Consider the following 19,101-nt stretch of genomic DNA (forward strand, 5'->3'; position numbering starts at 1 on the left):
GAAACACGCTTACGAACGGATGCTTATCCAGTTACCTATCTAGTTACTTTCTGCAATCGCAATAATGCGTTTAATCAGCTCGTCGGATTCCATCTTGGGATTGCGGTAAAAACGGAAGATTTCCGAGTTTATCGCTTGCTGGGCAACCGGATTGACCGCCATCGAATCAATCATACTCGGCACAGCAAGGTTGTGTTTTACACCGTAATGAAAGTCTTGATATGACTGGACCTGACACGGATTAAAATTGCTGATGTCGATATCGGTGCGCACCGGAATCGAGCCTTTTACCTTATTGAACCTAGCTTGAAACTCGACATCTGCCAGCGCGCTTGCGGTTTGCTGAGCCGCTTTGGCAGAAAACGATTTGCTCGACATAAACACCAAACTGTCCATGTTGTAGAGGAATACGCCATCGCTGTCAGGCGTTGGGTAACAGCCGATTTCTTGCGGAACTGAGACTTGATTGGCGAGCAGCTCACCCAAAATCCAATCTCCACCGATTTGAAACAGCGCTTGACCGTCGGCTAACGCTTGGGTCGCCGTATCCCACTTACTGTCAGGTAATTGGTTGTCGATCAACAAACTCAGGCGACGAAATTGCCTCAACGCTTGGCGCAGGGTGTCACTGTCGATGCTGTCTCGCTCAAGTTTAACCATCGCATTGGTGTAGAACTCAACGCCGCCAGTGGAAATCACTAAGTTCTCGAAAAGTTGGGCGACTTGCCACGGCTGCTCACCGACTGCGATCGGCACGATGCCATTTTGCTTAGCGAGCTCCATGGCGGTGAACATCCCTTGCCAGTTTTTCGGCGCGGACAGATTCAGTTGTTTAAGCAGCTTGTGGTTGACCCACAACCAGTTCAAACGGTGCAGCGTAAGTGGCAGGGCGATATAGCCGTTTTGTGTTTTATTGATTTCGATAGACAGTGGGTAGAGCACTTCGTCCCAATGCTGCTCATCTGCAACCGCGTTAACGTTGTGCAAAATACCGATGGCATCCCACGCTTTAATACTTGGCCCTTCGATTTGCGCGAAGCTCGGTGGATTCCCCGCCAGCGCGCGAGCTTGCAGTACCGTCATCGCGCTGTCGCCACCACCGCCTAACACCGGGCTTTGTAGCAGCTCAATATCGTGCTGTTTTAGCTGAGCTTTAAGTGTTTGCAGCGCCTGCTGCTCGCCGTCAGAAGTCCACCAATGTAAAAACTCTACCCCTTGTGGCTGCTCCGCGTGAGCGACGCAAGGGGCGAGCAACAGTGGGAACAAGAATGCCAGTTTGTTCATAGTCAGTCTCTCGGGAAAGTCAGCGTGGCGCAGAGGCCGCCAAACTGAGAATGGCTCAGCGACAAACTGCCGCCGTGAGCCTTTGCAATGCTCTGTGAAATGGTTAACCCCAGCCCACTGCCTTCTTTATCGTTGCTAGCGCGGAAGTATGGCTGGCAGAGCTTTTCAAGTAATAAATCGTCAACACCGTCACCGTGATCTTCAATGTCAATCTGGATCGACTCTGGGCTTTCACTCAGCGTAATGTCCGCTTGATGGCCGTATTTGAGCGCGTTATCGACCAGATTCTGAATGCAGCGCTTAATCGCTAGTGGTTTGCCGGCAAAGTGGGTGCGGATTTCGCCGTGGATGCGAATCGTGTCCGGCGCATCGGCGATATTGGAGGAAATGTGTTGAATCAGTTGGGTGAAATTGATCGGCTCGATTTCTTCGTGGATATCGGTCTCTTTAATGCATTGCAATGCGCCTTTGACCATCAAATCTAGGTCGTTACTCAGACGGATAAAGCGTTCTCGGTCGGCGTCGTCATCCAGCATTTCCGCCCGTAGTTTTAGGCAGGCTATTGGTGTTTTCAGATCGTGGGAGATGGCGCTGAACAGCATTTCGCGGTCTTTAATGTGGCTGTCGATGCGTCGATTCATTTTGTTAAACGCACGTACTGCCGCTTTCAGTTCGTTGCTACCGCGTTCAGAGACTTCGGGCACGTCTAATCGGCTCGACATCAGGGTTGCGGCTTTTGCCAGCTCGCGAATTGGCTGAATTTCTTTGCGGACGATAAACCAGGTACACAGCAACAGCATTAGCGCGGACAACAATAACGTCAGCCATTGGCGCAGCTCAAAATAGTTAGTCTCTAGGTTGATGTAAGGCGCGGGCAGCACCGCCGCGAGATAAAACCATTCGTTCTGCGCCACTTCGACCTGCATCACCAGAATAGGCGGATTGAGGTCACCAAACGAAAGCGAATAATGCGCCCACAATAGCGGCAGTTCGTCGATAGGTAGCTCGTTGTTGAACACTTTGAGTTTGTCGCGCTGGGTGAACTCCACCTCGATATTAGGAATGCTGCTCAACTCACTTTCTAATACCTCACGAACTTGGTTGATGACCAACGTTTTGCGTTCGCTCTCTGGTAGTGGGTCGACCTCAATCTGGTGATTGTTGAGTGAGACGAAAAAGCGCGTGCCACCCATGTTGCGCAGTTGATTGAGCACCAAGTGACGATATTCCGAAGGGAGGGTTTGAAAGAAGGCGATGGTGGAAGAAGCGCTCAGCGCTAAGCTTTTGACCGTGGTGGTCAGGCCTTCTTTATCGCGCTCGCTGGCGTGTTGATACCAGATAACCCCGGATAATACCTGCGCCAGAATGATCACCAGCAACAATAACACACTGGTACGAACGACCAATGAGCCCGTCCAGCGTTTAATTCTCATAGTGCACGTCCGTGGTCAGCATGTAGCCTTTGTTACGCACCGTTAGGATCAGCGAGCGGTTTTTATCTTCAAGGTGATGACGCAAGCGGCTGATCTGCACGTCAATGCCGCGTTCAAACGGGTCGGCATCGCGTCCCCAGATCTCGCGAGCAATATCATCGCGCGACAATATTGATTGCGCGTGGTTGACGAACAAACCAAGCAGCGACAAATCTGCACCACTGAGTTGTTTAACTTCGCGGCTAGCAACGTGGATAAGTTGGCGGGTTACGGTATCTAACAACCAATCGTCAAAACGCACTTTACGCGTCAGTTTGCTATTGGCGGTCGATTGGCTGCGTCTCAGAATCGTTTTGATGCGCGCGAGCAGTTCACGCGGACTGAATGACTTGGTGATGTAGTCATCAGCGCCCATTTCTAGCCCTGCGACTCGGTCGGCCTCTTCAGTGACGGCGGTCAGCATGATGATCGGGATATCGGAGTTTTTGCGCAGTTTCTGGCACAGGGTAAAGCCGTCTTCACCGGGCATCATAATATCGAGGATGATTAAATCAGGATGGTGATCGTTGAGCAGTTGCCACATCACGCCGCCATTTTCCGCGCAAAGCACTTCAAACCCAGCTCGACCAAGGTAATCCGACAACGCTTCGCGAAGGTCTAGGTTGTCATCGACGACCAGTATCTGCTTGTTTTCCATCCTACTCTCCCTGTGCCTGTCCCTGCGTTTGGCGCTGGCCAATATGATGCATTCTTAAACGCACATTCACAATCGAGCCGATTACAGTTTTTACTTCTCGGTGTGAGAGATTTGTAAGCGACCACTTACAAACTGATTGCCTTTTGTAACCTTAGGCGCCGCCTTGCTCGCTATGATCATCCTGACCTTACGTGAAACAACATGACCTGAAGGAATCAGGTCCTACAACACTGACGTTTGTCAGGAGGAAACCATGTTTGCAAGTATATTTGGACAACTACAAAGAATAGGGCGGTGCTTGATGATGCCTGTGGCGGTGCTACCCGTTGCTGGCTTGATGTTGGGTATCGGTAACGCGGATTTTGCCTTTGTCCCAGACGCGGTTAGCAAAGTGATGCTCGCCGCGGGAGAGGGCGTGTTCGGCAACATGCAGTTGATGTTTGCGGTTGGTGTGGCGCTTGGACTATCAAAAGGCAATGACGGCGCTGCGGCATTGGCTGGCCTAGTTGGTCTAGTCATTATGAACGCATCGCTCGGTATTGTGACAGGCCTGCGCGGCTTAGAAACTGACGCCACCATCATGGGCGTTGAGACGTTGCAAACTGGTGTGTTTGGCGGCATCTTTATCGGTGCAGTTGCGGCGTTCATGTACAACCGCTTCTATAACATCAAACTGCCGGAGTACTTGGGCTTCTTTGCCGGCAAACGATTTGTGCCGATTGTCACTGGTTTATCGGCGATCGTCGTGGGTGCGATTCTCGCGTTTGCATGGCCACCTGTCGGACAACTTCTTGATGCATTCTCTCATTGGGCAGCGTACCAAAACCCTGTACTCGCATGGGCGGTTTACGGCGCGGGCGAACGTTCATTGCTCCCGGTTGGTTTGCACCACATCTGGAATGCGCCGTTCTTCTTCGAAGTAGGCAGCTACGTAGACCCAGAAACTGGTAAAGAGTTTACCGGTGAGCTAACACGATTCTTCGCAGGCGATAAAACCGCAGGTTATCTGTCTGGTGGCTTTATGTACTCCATGTGGGCACTACCAGCAGCGGCACTGGCGATTTACCACTGCGCGTCTCCAGAGCGTAAGAAAATCGTCGGTGGTTTGATGATGTCTGCGGCGTTGACCTCTTGGTTAACTGGTATCACTGAGCCAATCGAATTTACCTTCCTATTCGTCGCGCCAGTGCTGTACGTGATTCATATTTTCCTCACCGGTATTGCGTTTGCGATCACCGCATTTTTGGAAATCAAACACAGTACTGACTTTGCGCACGGTGCGATCCAGTTCTTCCTTTACTACCCAATGTCGAGCAACGCGTGGATGTTCATCATCATCGGTCCAATCTGGGCGACGCTGTACTACGGCTTGTTCCGCTTCCTAATTGTGAAATTGGATCTGAAAACGCCGGGTCGTGAAACCGACATTGCAGAAGTGACGATTGCCGGACAACCTGATGAAATTGCGGTGGACGTAGTGGCTGCATTGGGCGGCAAAGCCAACATCAAGTCAGTCGATGCGTGTATCACTCGTCTGCGTGTCTCGGTGAAAGACATTGCCAACGTTGATGTTGCTAAGCTAAAAGCGCTCGGCGCGCGAGATGTGTTAGTGATTGGCGACAGTTTACAAGCGATTTTCGGCACGCAATCTGATTCAATTAAGTCAGAAGTGCACAGCGTACTTGCCACCTCCTGATCTTACCTCCCCCAATCTAGGTAAGATTTGCCAACCTCCTTGTGAGGTTGGCTTTTTCGTTTTATGGGGCAAACTTCGCTCATTAATACGCAATCAAAAAAAAGACCAGCAGCGTTCACTACTGGCCAATCGGTTGTTGAAGAGTTTAACTACGCGCCTTTTGGCGGAGTGAATGCCATTAATGCTGGTGCTTGGCCGGTGTATTTCTCAATTTTCACCAACGCAGAGTTTGCCGCACAGCCGTTGCCCAAACGAGAGGTTGGGATATCGCTGGTTAATACGTTTACCCCGCCGTTACGACACATCCCGGTATTCGGGTCTAAATCTGGCCAGCCCCCTTCGTGGATACATACCGCTCCTTGTTTAATGCCATCGGTCACCAAGGCTCCGACAAGAACCTCGCCGCGGTCGTTGTAGGCGCGAACCAGATCGCCACTCTTAATGCCGTGTGCTTTGGCATCTTCAGGGTGAATCGAAATTGGCTCACGGTTAGCGATGGCGTATTGCTCGCGCAGTTTCGCGTAGTTGAACTGGCTGTGTAGACGGTGCGCCGCGTGCGCCGACATCAACTGCAACTCACCTTGTTTGGTGGAGCCGTAAAACTCGGTTGGTTCCATCCACGTTGGGTGCGCTGGACAGTCTTTGTAGCCGTAGCCTTCGATGGTTTTCGAATAAATCTCAATCTTGCCGCTCGGTGTGCCCAGCGGGTTCATGATTGGATCTTTACGGAAATCGGCATGACGAACAAAGCTCGCGGCTTTCTTGTTGAACTTCATCTCAATCAGTTCGTTCGCGTCCCAGAACTTACCGAAGTTAGGCATACGAACACGAGCTGCTCGTCCGCCTTTTTGCGCCGCTTCGTAGAAGCCTTTCAGCCAATCCATCTCTGACTTGCCTTCGGTGTAAACGTCGCGGCCGCCTGGTTTGATTAGCTCTGCCATGTCTGCAAACACGTCAAAGTCACTGCGCGCTTCGCCTTGAGGCTCAACCACTTTCTTCATTGGCACTAAGTGTTGGTTACTGTAGTCGCCAGTCATGGTTAAGTCGTTACGCTCAAACGAGGTTGTGATCGGCAAGACTACGTCGGCGTGTTTCGCTGCCGCCGTCCAGTAGATTTCCGAAATAACGATCAGCTCAGGTTTTTGCCACGCTTTGATCAAACGGTTGGTGTCTTGGTGGTGAGTGAAGTTCGCACCGCCAGCCCACCAAATCATCTTGATGTCTGGGAACGTACGCTCATGGCCGTTGTGCTGGTACTTCGCACCTGGATTCTCCAACGCTTCAACAATACGCGCCACAGGGAACGAATTCACCGCGCCAGAAACCGCCCAGTCGTTACCCGCTGACGAACCGCCACCGAGCGCCGCAGAGATTGCCGGTAGGACGCCAGCATCGCGCGCTGGGTTACCGCCGTTTGAGTAGTGGTATGAGAAACCGAAGCCACCGCCAGGTAGACCGATTTGACCTAACATCGCCGCCAATGTCGCGATCATCCAGTGGCGTTGCTCACCGTACTGTTGACGCTGAATGCCCCAGCCTGCCATGAGCATGGTGCGGTTGTCGCTAAAGATATCCGCCAGCAATTCAAGTTGCTTCGCTGGCACGCCAGTAATGTCGGCTGCCCATTCTGCGGTTTTCTCAACGCCGTCTTCTCTACCCATCAAGTAGGCTTCGAACTTGTCGTAGCCAGTGGTGTATTTGTCGAGGAACGCTTTGTCGTGTTTGCCTTTTTTCACTAGTGAGTGAGCGATACCCATCAGCATCGCTACATCGGTCATCGGACGTGGTGCAATCCACTGCACTTTGTCTTCAAAGAATTCCACGGTTTCTGAGCGCATCGGGTCAATAGCGATGATGGTTTTGCCAGATTTTTTCAACTGATGGAAGAACTCAAGTCCTGAGCAATCCGATGAGGTCCAAGCAATCTTAAGCGTATTGATTGGGTTCATGCCCCAAAGTACGACAACGTCGCTATTCTCTAGCACCATTGGGTGGGTGGTTTGCTGTTCGTATACTTCGATTGAGCCCATTACATGCGGCATGATGATTTGCGCCGCACCAGTCGAGTAGTCACCAAGGTGGCCAGAGTAACCGCCCGCCATACTCATGTAGCGTTGCAGCAATGTTTGCGCTTTATGCAGTACACCCGATGAGCGCCAACCATAAGAGCCTGCAAACACGGCTTCAGGACCATTCTCTTTGCGGATTCGCATCTGTTGTTCGTGGATAAGTTTGTAGGCTTCGTCCCAAGAGACGCGCACGAACTCGTCTTTGCCACGAGTACCCGTCGGTGCTGCTGGGCTGTCCAAGAACCCTTTACGCACCATTGGGTATTTCACGCGCGCTTGGGTATAAACTTGGTCTGGCCCTGTTAACTGCAAGCTGTTTGGCACGGTTTGCGGTAGAGCGTTTTTAGTCGCAACCAGTTTGCCGTCTTTGACTTCACATAGCATCGGGCCCATGCGACCCGCGGTCAGAACGCCAGAACCACGCTTGGATGCAGCAACTGCAGTGAGTGGCGTGATCGATGTGATAGCAAGCGCGCCGGCTGCAATACCTGATCCTTTGAGGAATCCGCGACGTGTAATATCTGTCATAACTATATCCTTTTGTTTCTAGTGACCCGCCACGTCTTTTGCGTGGTTTTGGAAGAATTTGGTTAGGATCTCCAAATCAAGTTCAGAGATGTCAGTACGCTCGCCCATGCCTTTGGCAACCGGTCCCCATGCATTGACGGTGAAGTGGTTCGCTGGAATTTTAGAGTGACAGGTTGAGCAATAAACGTTGTCGAGTTCTTCTGCGTACCCCCAAAGAGGATCAGGGCTTGCCAATACAGGCGCATCAATAGCGGCTTTGAGTTTTGCTGTGCGCCATTCGTTGCCGTATTCGTCGCTTTTAAACTCGCCGACCTCAAGCGCCTGCTGACCAGCATCACTAAGCATGGCAATGATGCTGCGTTGGCCTTTACCCATGTAGAGCACTTGTTCCGCACCTTTCATTTGGTAACCCGCAATGGCTACCGTACGCTCAGCCTCAGAAGTGCCGACCACAGACATTTCGACCGCAGGGTTGATAGAACCTAGCTCGCCAATGCTGATTGGCGCGATAGAGTAAACGGTGCTGGCGTCTGCTGGCGTATTTTCTGTTTGAGCAATAACGCGGTTGTACGCCTCACTGTCGAGTTCTGGCTCTGGCGCAAAGTGCGCGACGCCTTTGTGACAGTCGATACAAGTTTGGTTGTTCTCAATCCCATACTTATGCATTTTTGCCGCGTCTTCAGATTGTTCGTAAGTGTCCATCGCATCAAAGGAGTGACAAGAGCGACAAGTGGCTGAATCGTTAGCGCGTAGCTGTTCCCATACCGTTTCTGCCATCGCCATACGGTGCTCTTCGTACTTCTCTTCGGTATCGATTTTGCCAGTGACAAACTCGTGATAAATGTCTTTAGAAGCGCGAATCTTGGTGATGACGTAATTGATAGGGTCACTCGGAATGTGACAGTCAGAGCATTCGGCACGGATGCCTTTCGCGTTGGTGAAGTGAATGGAGCCTTGGTATTCCTCGTAAGGGATTTGCATCGTATGGCACGATACGCAAAACTCGGTACTGGAGGTTTTATGCATGATGGCCGCTGTACCACCCAAAACAATCCAGCCCAATACCACCCCGACACAAGCAATCAGTAATATGTATCTTTTTCTAATCTGCATATTATTAACCAATTTATCATTATTTACTCTTCATCTAACTCTTAAGGGGTAGATGAGGAGTTGATGCAAATCATGATTTTTTGGGCTTTGCCTCGAGCTGTACAAAATTTGTGCTGGAAGTCACTTTTAGTTTGTGGTTGCTGATTTTAATGAGAATGGTTCAATGTTAGGTATGAATAGCAAATCGTAATTTCTATTTATCTATTCATGTTACTAGTGGGGGGTTATGCGAAAATTATGCAGCTTAGAAAGCTAGGTTAGAAAGGTTAACAACCAACCTCAGAACGAGGTTGGCGGCTTAGTTATCATTGTGTTGGTGACGACAGCTTGCCGGAAGGATAGTGTTATTTAGCTGCAGCGTTGGTTAGGTTGCCTAATACGCCACTGACTTTATTCAGTACTTCGTCGCAGCCTTGCATGTTATGACGCTGCTTTAAATACATCGGATCGTTGTACGCTAGCCAAGTTTTGCCTTCTACGTCTTCATACACCAACACTTTTTGCGGTAAATCGATCGCCACTTCTTGCGCACAGAGCATCAAGGGAGTGCCAACTTTCGGATTACCAAAGATGATCACTTCAGTTGGCCTTAACGTCATATCGACCTTAGCCGCGTTCTCTTGATGGTTGATTCTTGCGAAGACGTTAAGCCCTTTTTCTTGAGCTATCGCGACAAACTTATCTGCGGTTTCTTTTACCGCGTGCGTGCTGGTCACTTTTGTCACACCCTGCTCGGCAAGTGCGTTAAATGACGTGACCGCAACCAAACAGCCCAACGTTATTGTTCTAACCATATTACTGACCCTCTTCATATTTATTCTGGCACTGAAGACACTAACTTCAGCTGTAGCGTATTGCCGTGACACAGACCGGATACGATAAAGAAGTCATTCAAGTTGTTTCACCGATAGCCTTGCAGTATCAAACATGAGAACAAAAATCGACTCAATGCTGTTCCAAAACAGTTTCGAGAACTTGGCGGATGGTTTGATAGCGTTGAGGCAAATCACGATGACGCTTTTGCACCAAATAGAGCGTTTCTCTTACTTGCGCTTGCGTATCAACAATGTACAGGCGCTCCTTATCGTGGAAGCTCGCTATCGCCGCTGCTGGTAGAACGGTGAAGCCGAGTCCTTTTGCGACCGCGAGCAAGATTTGATGCAGTTGGTTGATGTAACCCGTTTGCGGTAATTGGTCTAGATTGATGTCTGTCAACGCGTCGCTTTGGCACGCGTCAAAGTAAAGCGATAAGTAATGCTTGGCATCTGGGTGTCCGACGAAACCGCACTCTGCTAACAACTCGGCACTGAGCGGTTTATCGGCGTAAGCGCGTGGAAACACCAAACACAGCGCTTCTTCTCCGATCACTTGGCTTTGATAGAGGGCGCTGTTTGGTTGGTGTGTTACGATCCCTAAATCAATAACGCCTGCTTGCACATCATCGAGAATTTTATGGTTCGGCGCCGCTTCTAGATGAATCGTTAACTCGGGATGGCTCTGTTGCAACGAGAGCAGTTGAGGGTAGAGCAACAACGCGAGTGAACCAGAACACGAGAGTTTGCATTGGCCCGCATACGGGTCATCAAAGCGTAAATTCTCCAGCAAGAGCGCTTCATCTTCCGCTAACTTGAGTGCGTATTGATACACCAAACGGCCTTGCTCGGTCAGTTCAAAACTCTTCTTCTCCCGTTTGAGCAGGCTATGCCCACAGGATTCTTCAAGTTTTTTGATGTGCTGGCTGACACCCGGTTGGGTCATGTGCAGCTTTTCAGCCGTTTGGGTGAAGTGTCCGACCTCGACCAAGGTTTTAAAGGTGTTGAGCCAAAGCGTATTGAGCATGAGAGTAGAATAACTTTGATAATAAAAAATTATCATAATAAGAATTAACGATAATTTATAATATTTATCTTCGGCTTGTATCTTAAGCTCAACTTAGCAACGTTAATCACAGGATACAGAGGTCGATATGTCTATGACAGCGCCAACACCTTACCCGAGAACTTTCTCTCACATCGGTATTTCGGTACCGGATTTAGAAGCCGCAGTGAAGTTTTATACCGAAGTGCTTGGCTGGTATTTGATTATGGAACCGACGGAAATTATCGAAGACGATTCCGCCATCGGTGAAATGTGCAGTGACGTGTTTGGTGCGGGTTGGGAAAAGTTTCGCATTGCCCACCTAGCTACGGGTGACCGCATCGGCGTGGAACTGTTTGAATTCAAGAACCAAGAGAACCCAGAAGATAACTTTGAATACTGGAAAACGGGCATTTTCCACTTCTGTGTTCAAGACCCAAATGTTGAAGAGTTGGCGGAGCGAATTGTCGCTGCGGGCGGTAAAAAGCGCATGAAAGCGCCACGTTATTACTACCCAGGTGAAAAACCATACCGCATGATCTACATGGAAGACCCATTCGGCAACATTCTTGAGATCTACAGCCACAGCTACGAGCTTAACTACTCAAGCGGCGCGTACACGGGCTAATTAAGCGCAAAAAAAAGCCAGAGCGAATTAGCTCTGGCTTCTTAGTGTTGGTTTCGACCAATAACGTACTAAGTGCGGCTAGTTTGTTTGTAGCGGTCAAAAATAACGGCGGCGAGCAGGATAGAACCACGCACCACGTATTGCGCGAACGGAGACATATTCAGCAGGTTCATCGCGTTTTCTACCGTACCTAAGATCAATACGCCGGCAATAACGTAAGAAACTTTACCGATCCCGCCTTTTAGCGATACACCACCCAGCACACACGCCGAGATAACCACGAGCTCAAAGCCGACCGATGTCATTGGCTGACCACTGGTCATACGCGCCGCGAGAATCACTCCAGCTAAGGCTGAGATAAAGCCGGAAACGGTAAAGATGATCATCTTGGTTTTCACCACGTTGACACCAGCGAGGCGTGCGGCTTCTTCATTACCACCAATCGCGAGCGTGTTACGGCCATAAACGGTGCGATTAAGTAGAAAAGCGAACACGGCGAATGTGATGATGGTGAGCCAAATCGGCGTCGGGATGCCAATAAACGACGAGTTACCCAGAGTGAAGAAGCTTTCTTCAGTAATACCAACCGCTTTACCGTCAGAGATGATGTAGCCTAAACCGCGCGCGATCTGCATGGTGGCCAGCGTGGTGATCAATGCGTTGATTTGCAGCTTGGCAATCACAAAACCGTTGAGTAAACCGAAAGCGACACCAGATAGTAGTCCTGCGCCGATGCCAAGAACCACACTGCTGGTGGCGTTAATCGCAACAGCCGTCACGACGCCAGAACAGGCGATAATCGAGGCGACTGACAAATCCAGATCACCACACGCAAGGCAGAAGAGCATGGCACACGCCACCATTCCGCTCATTGAGATCGCGAGCCCTAGGCCTTTCATATTGATAAAAGTGGCGAAGTAAGGGACAAAGAAAGCACATAACAAAAACAGACCAGCAAACACCATCAGCATGCCGAATCGGTCCCAGACTCCTGCAAAATTCCACGAGCGTTTGGCACTGTTTTGTTCCAATGTATTGGTAGGGCTTGATACAGACATAGGATATTCCTTCATTAAGCAGCTGCTTGGTTATTGCCCAGCATGGCCAGACTCAAAGCGGTTTGTTCTTTAAATTCATGGCGCTGGAGTTCTCCTGTTACCGCGCCTTCTTTCATCACGAGCAAGCGATCGGAAATACCTAAGACTTCCGGTAAATCACTTGAAATCACCAGTACGGTGACGCCTCGTTCAGCAAGGTCAAAAATCAGATCGTAGATCTCAGACTTCGCGCCAACGTCGATACCTCGTGTTGGTTCGTCCAATAAAATCACGCTCATGTCGGTAGATAGCCAACGCCCCAAAATCACTTTTTGCTGGTTACCACCAGAAAGCTGACCAATGGCTTGGTCTAACGACGAAGTTTTTACATTGAGCGCTTCACGTTGCTGTTCGGCATTGCGTCGTTCCCATGAAAAGTCGATCAAACTGCCTAGTTTTAAATGCCAAGGTCGAGCGCTGATATTGGTGTTTTCTTCGACCGATAAAATCGGCACGATGCCGTCGGCTTTACGGTCTTCTGGACACAAAGTAATACCCGCTTTGATCGCGTCTTGCGGTTTCTTGACCGAGATAAGCTGGTCGTGGATGTAGATGTGCCCGGACTGCGCTTTTTCTGCGCCAAAGATAAGTCGGGTTAATTCGGTACGACCCGCGCCAACGAGGCCAAAGAGGCCGAGGATTTCACCTTGGCGGATATCAAACGAGACGGGCTGCGTCAGCCCTTTACCTTCGAGGTTTTCGATACGTAAGCCGCTGTCACCCAATGGGCGCGCGCGGTAGTTGTAAATATCATCGATTTCACGACCAACCATCAGCTCAACGAGTTTGTCGTGCGTAAGTGATGACATGTCATCAAAGGTTTGTACATGTGTGCCGTCTTTGAAAATGGTGATGGCGTCGCACAGCTCAAAGATCTCTTCCATACGGTGAGAGACATACAAGATGATTTTTCCGTCGTCGCGCAGTTCGCGAATGACTTTAAATAGGTTTTGAATTTCACGTTGCGACAAGCTGCTGGTTGGCTCGTCAAACGCAATAATCTGGGCGTTACGACTCAGGGCTTTGGCGATCTCGACCATCTGCCACTGGCCGATAGAGAGCTCTTTCAATGGACGCGCTGGGTCGAAGTTTTCACCCAATCGTTCCAGCTGTTTGCGCGCATCGGCATTTAGTTTTTCAACATTAACGCTACCGCCTTTAGTCGGCATCTGACCAAGATAAATATTTTCCGCAACACTGAGTTCCGGTACCAAGTTCAGTTCTTGGTAGATGATCGCAATGCCTTGCTCGAGAGCGTCGGTCGCTGAACTGAACGACAAAGGTTTGCCATCGACAAGCAGTTCACCTTCGGTTGGTTGATGTAAGCCGCTGAGGGTTTTCAGCAATGTCGACTTACCGGCACCGTTTTCACCCATCAAAGCGTGAATACTGCCTTTGTTGGCGCGAAAGCTAATGTTGCTGAGCGCTTTGACTCCCGGAAAATGCTTGGAAATATTGCAAAATTCGAGATAAGTAGGGGAGGTTTCCATGACCATTCTCTCCATTTACCGAGTGGCGACCTATAAGGTCGCCACTATTGGTGTTAAAGACCTTTCTTTTCTAGTTCCGTACGGAAGTTGTCGCGGGTAATCAGCACCACGTCAGTCACTTCAAAAAATTTCTCTGGTTCAACATCATCTGTGACCCATTTATAGAGCGATTCGATGCTCTTGAAACCGTTTACATCAGGACTAGGAAGAAGCGAACCATAGAATCCAGTTGGATTAGACTTCGCCAGTTCATTGACCGCGTCAACACCGTTGATACCGATACCAATCACGCTTGTCGCAGCAAAGCCTTGACCTTCGGTCGCGCGAACACCGCCCAATACCGTGTTGTCATTCATACCAACGATGAGCCACTGTTTCACATCTGGGTATTGCACCAGTAGCGAGTTCGCTGCATCCAGTGCGCCTGGGATGTCATTGGTTTTTGTTGGTACGCGGTAGATTTGACCTTCAGGGAAGCCCGCTTCTTTTAGCGCCTTAATTGAACCATCCACACGGCGACGCGCGGTATCCAGTTCATCAGCGGTAATTGCCATTACGCCTGTTGTTGAGGCATCCCAACCACGTTTAGTCATTTCTTTAAACAGTTCAGTCCCTTGTTGATAGCCAATTTCGCTTGCGGCCATCATCACTAGAGGCACTTCGGTCATTGGTTCGCCTTTGGCATTCAAGAATTGATCATCAACCGTCACGACTTTTAGGCCGTAGCTTTTCGCTTTTGCCATGATCGCAGGCCCCAATTTAGGGTCGGGAGTACAGATGACGAAGCCTTTTGCACCGCTCGCCGCCAAGGTATCAATCGCGTTTAGGGTTTTTTCGCCATCAGGTACTGCCATTTTGACAAGTTCAAAATCGTACTGCTTGGCCGCTTGTTCAGCGAAAGACCACTCGGTTTGGAACCAAGGTTCTTCCGGTTGCTTTACAAGGTAACCAAGTCTGATTGCGTCATCGCTGGAACCAAAAAATGCGTGAGCAGATGCACTAAGTACAGTCATGCTAGAAAGGGCAGCGATAGTGAGTATTTTTTTTAATTTCATTGTTATCCATCCACTGGTAGAGGTGAGTGTTCCCTGTACATACTTGTGTATTTAATGCCCAATGTTAGTGACAAGACTCACAGCAAAAAAATGTAGCAATTTTGTCCATTTATTTAGCCGAGGAGGATATGACCTAGCTCTCAATTAAGTGGTGTATAGATACTCGCTTGGTGCTCAATGGCATTTTTGAGGTGAAACACTGCGTTGTTGATGGTGATTTTGTTTTCATCTTTGGTGAGATGTTAATACTTGGTGTTGTGCGCGTTCTGGCGTTTTTGTCCATAAATTTAGCGCAGTTGTTTATGACAACATTGATGATTCTGCGTCGAAATTCTGTGAGACAACGAGGCTTCAAATGGTGGATGTGGAGTGAAAAAAACGCTCCTTTCGGCGCGAGTCTACTAGAGTCGCGCCGTTCAAATCAGGTGGACTTATAAGCTCAAGAGAATCTCTGATTCACTCTCTTGGTTAAATCGTGTGCTGAGAATATCGGTCAATTCGCTGATTCTCTGCTCATCTTGAATCGGTTGTACATGGACAGCCTGTTCGACCCTATCAGCAGTGAGTGCGATAAACCGAAAACGTGCGCTCCCTTCGCTAGATTGATGACTCACCAATCGCTCGATGTTGTGTTTTAGTCGCGATTTGAGATAGTTTGCGAGCTTATCAGCGCTAAGCGTTGATTCGATATGATACAGGTAACCTTCCGCTATCTTTTGTCTTGCCCAGTAATCCAGTGAGTTGAAGTTTAATGCCGTTCTTGACGCAAACGTCGCTCGACTTTGGTGCTGACAAACTGTTAGCGCAACGGGCGTGTGCTTGAATTCAGGCTGTCCAGAATGGCTGTCGGTTTGAGGGGCGATTAGGTTACACGGCTTACTGTTTTTCGCCGTTGCGTTGTTCCAGTGGATAGGCAAAAATAGCTGGTTTGGTTGGATTTGCTCGCTGATCTCTGCCCGTGCCAAACACTCTCCCTGTGCATTATGGAGTTTGACTAGTTGATGTGCCTTAACGCTGTGTTCTTTAGCCGTCGTCGGATGGATTTGCACATAAGGTTCAGGTTTGTGCTCCGCCAGACGAGCAGACAACCCGGTGCGCGACATGGTGTGCCACTGGTCGCGAGTGCGGCCGCTGTTAAGCAGTAGAGGGAAGTTATCGTTACATGCGGTTTGCGGCTCACGGTGGTGCACCGCAACAAAGTTGGCCTTTCGGTTCGCAGTATAGAATTCCCCGTTGCTGAATAATCTTTGGTTGGTTGTTTCTGTTTGAAGTTGAGTCACAGGCCATTGCTGCGGAGTTAATTGGTTGTAACCCTGTTCATCTAGTTGGGTTAAGCCCGAAAGGGTGAAATCGCGCTCTCCGTTGTTATTCCCTAACGTCGATAACTGAGCATACTCAGCAAATATTTGCCCTTCGTGACGATAGCGAAAAGCGTCGTGATATCCCATCTTGCGGGCAACTTGGCTAATGATCCACCAATCGGGTTTAGCCATCCCTGGGCTTGGCATGATCCTACGTTGGCGTGATATCCGCCTTTCAGAGTTTGTCACCGTGCCGGACTTCTCACTCCAACCTTGCGCTGGAAGTAACAGGTCAGCCATACGCGACGTCTCGGTATCTGCAATGCAATCAGAGACAACGACAAACGGGCAAGCTTCTAGGGCTGCTTTGACTTTAGCTGAATCAGGCAGGCTGACCAAGGGGTTTGTCGCCATGATCCATACCGCTTTGATTTTTCCGTCTGCCATCGCATCAAACAAATCAACCGCTTTTAAGCCCGGTTTGGTAGCCAGTCTGTCCGTCTGCCAAAACTCACGGATCAGCGCTTGGTGTTCTGAGTTATCAAACTCCATATGGGAGGCGAGGGTGTTCGCCAGTGCGCCAACTTCGCGCCCACCCATTGCATTGGGTTGACCTGTAACAGAAAAGGGGCCGCTGCCCACTTGGCCGATTTTACCTGTCGCGAGATGGCAGTTGAGAATGCTGTTCACTTTGTCTGAGCCAATGCTAGATTGGTTAACGCCTTGCGAGTAAACGGTGATCACTTTGTCTGAGTGAGCGAAGTCTTGGTAAAAGCGGTTTAGTTGTTTACGCGTTAGGCCTGTGGTTGACTCTAAACGATCGTCGTCTGACTCTGCCGCAGCCAAAGCTTGGTTGATTTGATTGGTGCTTGACTGGATGAAGTCATGGTCGAGGTGGTCGTGTTTATTCAAGAAGTGGAGCAGGCCATTAAACAACGCCACATCGGAGCCAGAATTCAGCGCTAGGTGATAGTCTGCAATGGTGTTGTTTTCTGTTTCTCGTGGGTCAATCACGACGATTTTTACATCGGGATTGATTTGTTTAGCAGTGCGCAAACGCTGGAACAGTACAGGGTGACACCACGCGAGGTTGGACCCGACCAGAATGACCATGTCGGCGTGTTCTAAGTCTTCGTAGCAGATCGGCACGGTATCAGAACCAAATGCGCGCTTGTGGCCAACCACCGATGATGCCATGCATAAGCGAGAGTTGCTGTCGATGTTACTCGCGCCGATAAAGCCCTTCATCAACTTATTGGCCACGTAATAGTCTTCCGTGAGCAACTGACCAGAGACATAAAACGCGACCGAATCTGACCCATAACGTTCAATCGCATGAGAAAATTTATCCGCAACTAACTGTGTTGCGCTATCCCAATCGAGTATCTTGTCACCGCTTTGTGACTTCTCTATTGGAGTTAATAAGCGTCCATCGTGGATAACGGTATCGCCCAAAGCAATGCCTTTGGTGCACAACTTACCGTAGTTTGATGGGTGGCTTTTGTCTCCTCTGATTTCAAGCTCACCGCTTAATTTAGGACGAGCTTCAACACCACAACCCACTCCACAATAGGCGCAAGTCGTTTTAATCCATCCATCGTTCACTAATGACATATTGCTCGCTCCCCAGAATTCCCGTTAAAACAATTGAGTTTGTATTAAGTGGTTGAAGCAACATGTAAGCCAAATGGTTATCTTTTGAGTTTTGTTATTTAAAGATATTAAAAAACAAATATTTAAAATTAAATATACCTCTAAAGTGGTAGATGGTTTTTGATAGTAAATAGAGGGATTTTCATGTGTTTTTGCACTGAATTGATCTTATTTGCACCATAAATGCTCATATTTTGATGTTTTATGGTTTTTTGCTCTGTTTCTTTTGTGTGGTGATAGTGATGATTTTGTTTTTAATTTATTGAATTTAAAGCATATAAAAAATAACCCTTACTTGTTTTATAGGCGTGGCACTCTAGTTGCTTAGACGGTTTTATGAACATTCTTTGCATCGCAGGAAACACGCTATGAAGACAAAGTTAATCCAACCGGGTGTCGTCACATTAGTCGGATCGGGTCCCGGAGACCCAGACCTACTAACGGTGAAAGCTGCTAGAGCTATTCAGCAAGCCACGCTGATTGTTTTCGACAATTTAGTGAGTGAAGAGATCAGGGCGCTATTTCCAGACACCGCAACCCAATTCTATGTCGGCAAAGCCAAAGGCAACCACTGCCTAACTCAGGACGAAATCAATCAACTGCTTATCGACTATGCGAAGTCAGGTGTGGATGTTTGCCGTGTCAAAGGAGGCGACGCGTTTGTTTTTGGTCGTGGTGGGGAAGAGATGTTACTGCTGGCTAAGAAAGGCATTCACGTTGAGGTGATTCCGGGTATCACCGCCGCGTCAGGCTGTTCTACATACGCCAATATTCCTCTGACTCATCGAGGCCTAGCACAGGGCTGCACTTTCATCACCGCACACGCCGACAAAGAACTAACCGCAAACTGGTCAGCGCTTGCGACCCTCAATCAAACCCTGGTGATTTACATGGGGCTGAGCAAGACCGAGATGATCAGTGATTCGCTGATTCATCACGGTATGGATAGCAATACACCTGTCGCGCTTATCGAAAATGGCTGTACCCGCAAACAACGGGTTTTCACTGGCAGGTTGGTTGAACTAACGCAATTGAAAAATCAAAACCAAATTCAGTCTCCTGCATTGATCGTGATTGGAGAAGTCGTGACGGTCGCCAACCAAATGCACTGGCTAGAACAACTGAGTGAACGCTCAAGCAGTACGGATGCTGCGCAGCAACAGATGAAGCTCTCTGCCTAGTCGGTTGTGACCAACTAGC

14 protein-coding genes are annotated in these 19,101 nt (G+C 49.2%); 3 read left to right on the forward strand and 11 right to left on the reverse strand.

Going from position 1 to position 19,101, the window contains the following annotated elements; genetic code table 11:
* Positions 1 to 39: 39 nt before the first annotated feature.
* The 3 genes from AKJ31_RS12055 to AKJ31_RS12065 are packed head-to-tail and all read right to left on the reverse strand — an operon-like array spanning position 40 to position 3,414.
* The gene (locus AKJ31_RS12055; RefSeq protein ID WP_053409349.1) at positions 40 to 1,284 is read right to left on the reverse strand and encodes an ABC transporter substrate-binding protein; all 1,245 of its coding nucleotides are present in this window, start codon (positions 1,282 to 1,284) and stop codon (positions 40 to 42) included.
* Between the two features lie 2 nt (positions 1,285 to 1,286).
* Entirely contained in the window at positions 1,287 to 2,717 is a 1,431-nt protein-coding gene (locus tag AKJ31_RS12060; RefSeq protein ID WP_053409350.1) for an ATP-binding protein, read from the reverse strand.
* On the reverse strand, positions 2,707 to 3,414 hold the full coding sequence (locus AKJ31_RS12065; RefSeq protein ID WP_053409351.1) for a response regulator: 708 nt from the start codon (positions 3,412 to 3,414) through the stop codon (positions 2,707 to 2,709). The genes AKJ31_RS12060 and AKJ31_RS12065 overlap by 11 nt, the downstream gene beginning before the upstream one ends.
* A 253-nt stretch (positions 3,415 to 3,667) precedes the next feature.
* Between AKJ31_RS12065 and ptsG the strand changes: the two genes are divergently transcribed.
* Positions 3,668 to 5,110 (forward strand): glucose-specific PTS transporter subunit IIBC, encoded by a 1,443-nt coding sequence (gene ptsG, locus AKJ31_RS12070; protein WP_072161321.1) that lies wholly within the window; start codon positions 3,668 to 3,670, stop codon positions 5,108 to 5,110.
* A gap of 149 nt (positions 5,111 to 5,259) precedes the next feature.
* Here ptsG and AKJ31_RS12075 read toward each other — a convergent pair whose 3' ends face one another.
* The 4 genes from AKJ31_RS12075 to AKJ31_RS12090 form a co-directional block, all read right to left on the reverse strand.
* On the reverse strand, positions 5,260 to 7,707 hold the full coding sequence (locus tag AKJ31_RS12075; RefSeq protein WP_053409353.1) for a molybdopterin guanine dinucleotide-containing S/N-oxide reductase: 2,448 nt from the start codon (positions 7,705 to 7,707) through the stop codon (positions 5,260 to 5,262).
* A gap of 18 nt (positions 7,708 to 7,725) precedes the next feature.
* Positions 7,726 to 8,820, reverse strand: a complete 1,095-nt coding sequence (locus AKJ31_RS12080) for a NapC/NirT family cytochrome c (RefSeq protein ID WP_157052351.1) — start codon at positions 8,818 to 8,820, stop codon at positions 7,726 to 7,728.
* A 344-nt stretch (positions 8,821 to 9,164) separates the two neighbouring features.
* On the reverse strand, positions 9,165 to 9,614 hold the full coding sequence (locus AKJ31_RS12085; protein WP_053409354.1) for a DUF302 domain-containing protein: 450 nt from the start codon (positions 9,612 to 9,614) through the stop codon (positions 9,165 to 9,167).
* Positions 9,615 to 9,765: 151 nt separating this feature from the next.
* On the reverse strand, positions 9,766 to 10,659 hold the full coding sequence (locus AKJ31_RS12090) for a LysR family transcriptional regulator (RefSeq protein ID WP_053409355.1): 894 nt from the start codon (positions 10,657 to 10,659) through the stop codon (positions 9,766 to 9,768).
* A gap of 133 nt (positions 10,660 to 10,792) precedes the next feature.
* Between AKJ31_RS12090 and AKJ31_RS12095 the strand changes: the two genes are divergently transcribed.
* Entirely contained in the window at positions 10,793 to 11,305 is a 513-nt protein-coding gene (locus tag AKJ31_RS12095) for a lactoylglutathione lyase family protein (protein WP_053409379.1), read from the forward strand.
* Between the two features lie 68 nt (positions 11,306 to 11,373).
* Here the strand turns inward: AKJ31_RS12095 and araH are convergent, their stop codons facing one another.
* From araH to AKJ31_RS12120, 4 genes are all read right to left on the reverse strand, one after another.
* Complete coding sequence (gene araH, locus AKJ31_RS12100) at positions 11,374 to 12,363, reverse strand: L-arabinose ABC transporter permease AraH (protein ID WP_053409356.1); 990 nt, start codon at positions 12,361 to 12,363, stop codon at positions 11,374 to 11,376.
* 14 nt (positions 12,364 to 12,377) lie between these two features.
* The gene (gene araG, locus AKJ31_RS12105) at positions 12,378 to 13,892 is read right to left on the reverse strand and encodes an L-arabinose ABC transporter ATP-binding protein AraG (RefSeq protein ID WP_053409357.1); all 1,515 of its coding nucleotides are present in this window, start codon (positions 13,890 to 13,892) and stop codon (positions 12,378 to 12,380) included.
* Positions 13,893 to 13,945: 53 nt separating this feature from the next.
* A complete protein-coding gene (locus AKJ31_RS12110) occupies positions 13,946 to 14,947 on the reverse strand; it encodes an arabinose ABC transporter substrate-binding protein (RefSeq protein ID WP_083439978.1) in 1,002 nt (333 codons plus the stop codon).
* Between the two features lie 431 nt (positions 14,948 to 15,378).
* Positions 15,379 to 17,862 (reverse strand): molybdopterin oxidoreductase family protein, encoded by a 2,484-nt coding sequence (locus AKJ31_RS12120; RefSeq protein WP_053409359.1) that lies wholly within the window; start codon positions 17,860 to 17,862, stop codon positions 15,379 to 15,381.
* Positions 17,863 to 18,269: 407 nt separating this feature from the next.
* Between AKJ31_RS12120 and cobA the strand changes: the two genes are divergently transcribed.
* Positions 18,270 to 19,082, forward strand: a complete 813-nt coding sequence (gene cobA / locus AKJ31_RS12125) for a uroporphyrinogen-III C-methyltransferase (RefSeq protein WP_053409360.1) — start codon at positions 18,270 to 18,272, stop codon at positions 19,080 to 19,082.
* Positions 19,083 to 19,101 lie beyond the last annotated feature (19 nt).

The organism is Vibrio hepatarius, from assembly GCF_001274785.1.
GTDB classification, from domain to species: Bacteria; Pseudomonadota; Gammaproteobacteria; order Enterobacterales; family Vibrionaceae; genus Vibrio; species Vibrio hepatarius.

What these genes read in the sequence shown, in the direction of transcription:
- araH (WP_053409356.1), bottom strand. Translation starts at nt 12,363, where the DNA reads ATGTCTGTATCAAGCCCTACCAATACATTGGAACAAAACAGTGCCAAA.
- ptsG (WP_072161321.1), top strand. Translation starts at nt 3,668, where the DNA reads ATGTTTGCAAGTATATTTGGACAACTACAAAGAATAGGGCGGTGCTTG.
- AKJ31_RS12095 (WP_053409379.1), top strand. Translation starts at nt 10,793, where the DNA reads ATGACAGCGCCAACACCTTACCCGAGAACTTTCTCTCACATCGGTATT.
- AKJ31_RS12065 (WP_053409351.1), bottom strand. Translation starts at nt 3,414, where the DNA reads ATGGAAAACAAGCAGATACTGGTCGTCGATGACAACCTAGACCTTCGC.
- AKJ31_RS12080 (WP_157052351.1), bottom strand. Translation starts at nt 8,820, where the DNA reads ATGCAGATTAGAAAAAGATACATATTACTGATTGCTTGTGTCGGGGTG.
- AKJ31_RS12060 (WP_053409350.1), bottom strand. Translation starts at nt 2,717, where the DNA reads ATGAGAATTAAACGCTGGACGGGCTCATTGGTCGTTCGTACCAGTGTG.
- AKJ31_RS12055 (WP_053409349.1), bottom strand. Translation starts at nt 1,284, where the DNA reads ATGAACAAACTGGCATTCTTGTTCCCACTGTTGCTCGCCCCTTGCGTC.
- AKJ31_RS12120 (WP_053409359.1), bottom strand. Translation starts at nt 17,862, where the DNA reads ATGTCATTAGTGAACGATGGATGGATTAAAACGACTTGCGCCTATTGT.
- AKJ31_RS12085 (WP_053409354.1), bottom strand. Translation starts at nt 9,614, where the DNA reads ATGGTTAGAACAATAACGTTGGGCTGTTTGGTTGCGGTCACGTCATTT.
- AKJ31_RS12090 (WP_053409355.1), bottom strand. Translation starts at nt 10,659, where the DNA reads ATGCTCAATACGCTTTGGCTCAACACCTTTAAAACCTTGGTCGAGGTC.
- cobA (WP_053409360.1), top strand. Translation starts at nt 18,270, where the DNA reads ATGAAGACAAAGTTAATCCAACCGGGTGTCGTCACATTAGTCGGATCG.
- AKJ31_RS12075 (WP_053409353.1), bottom strand. Translation starts at nt 7,707, where the DNA reads ATGACAGATATTACACGTCGCGGATTCCTCAAAGGATCAGGTATTGCA.
- AKJ31_RS12110 (WP_083439978.1), bottom strand. Translation starts at nt 14,947, where the DNA reads ATGAAATTAAAAAAAATACTCACTATCGCTGCCCTTTCTAGCATGACT.
- araG (WP_053409357.1), bottom strand. Translation starts at nt 13,892, where the DNA reads ATGGAAACCTCCCCTACTTATCTCGAATTTTGCAATATTTCCAAGCAT.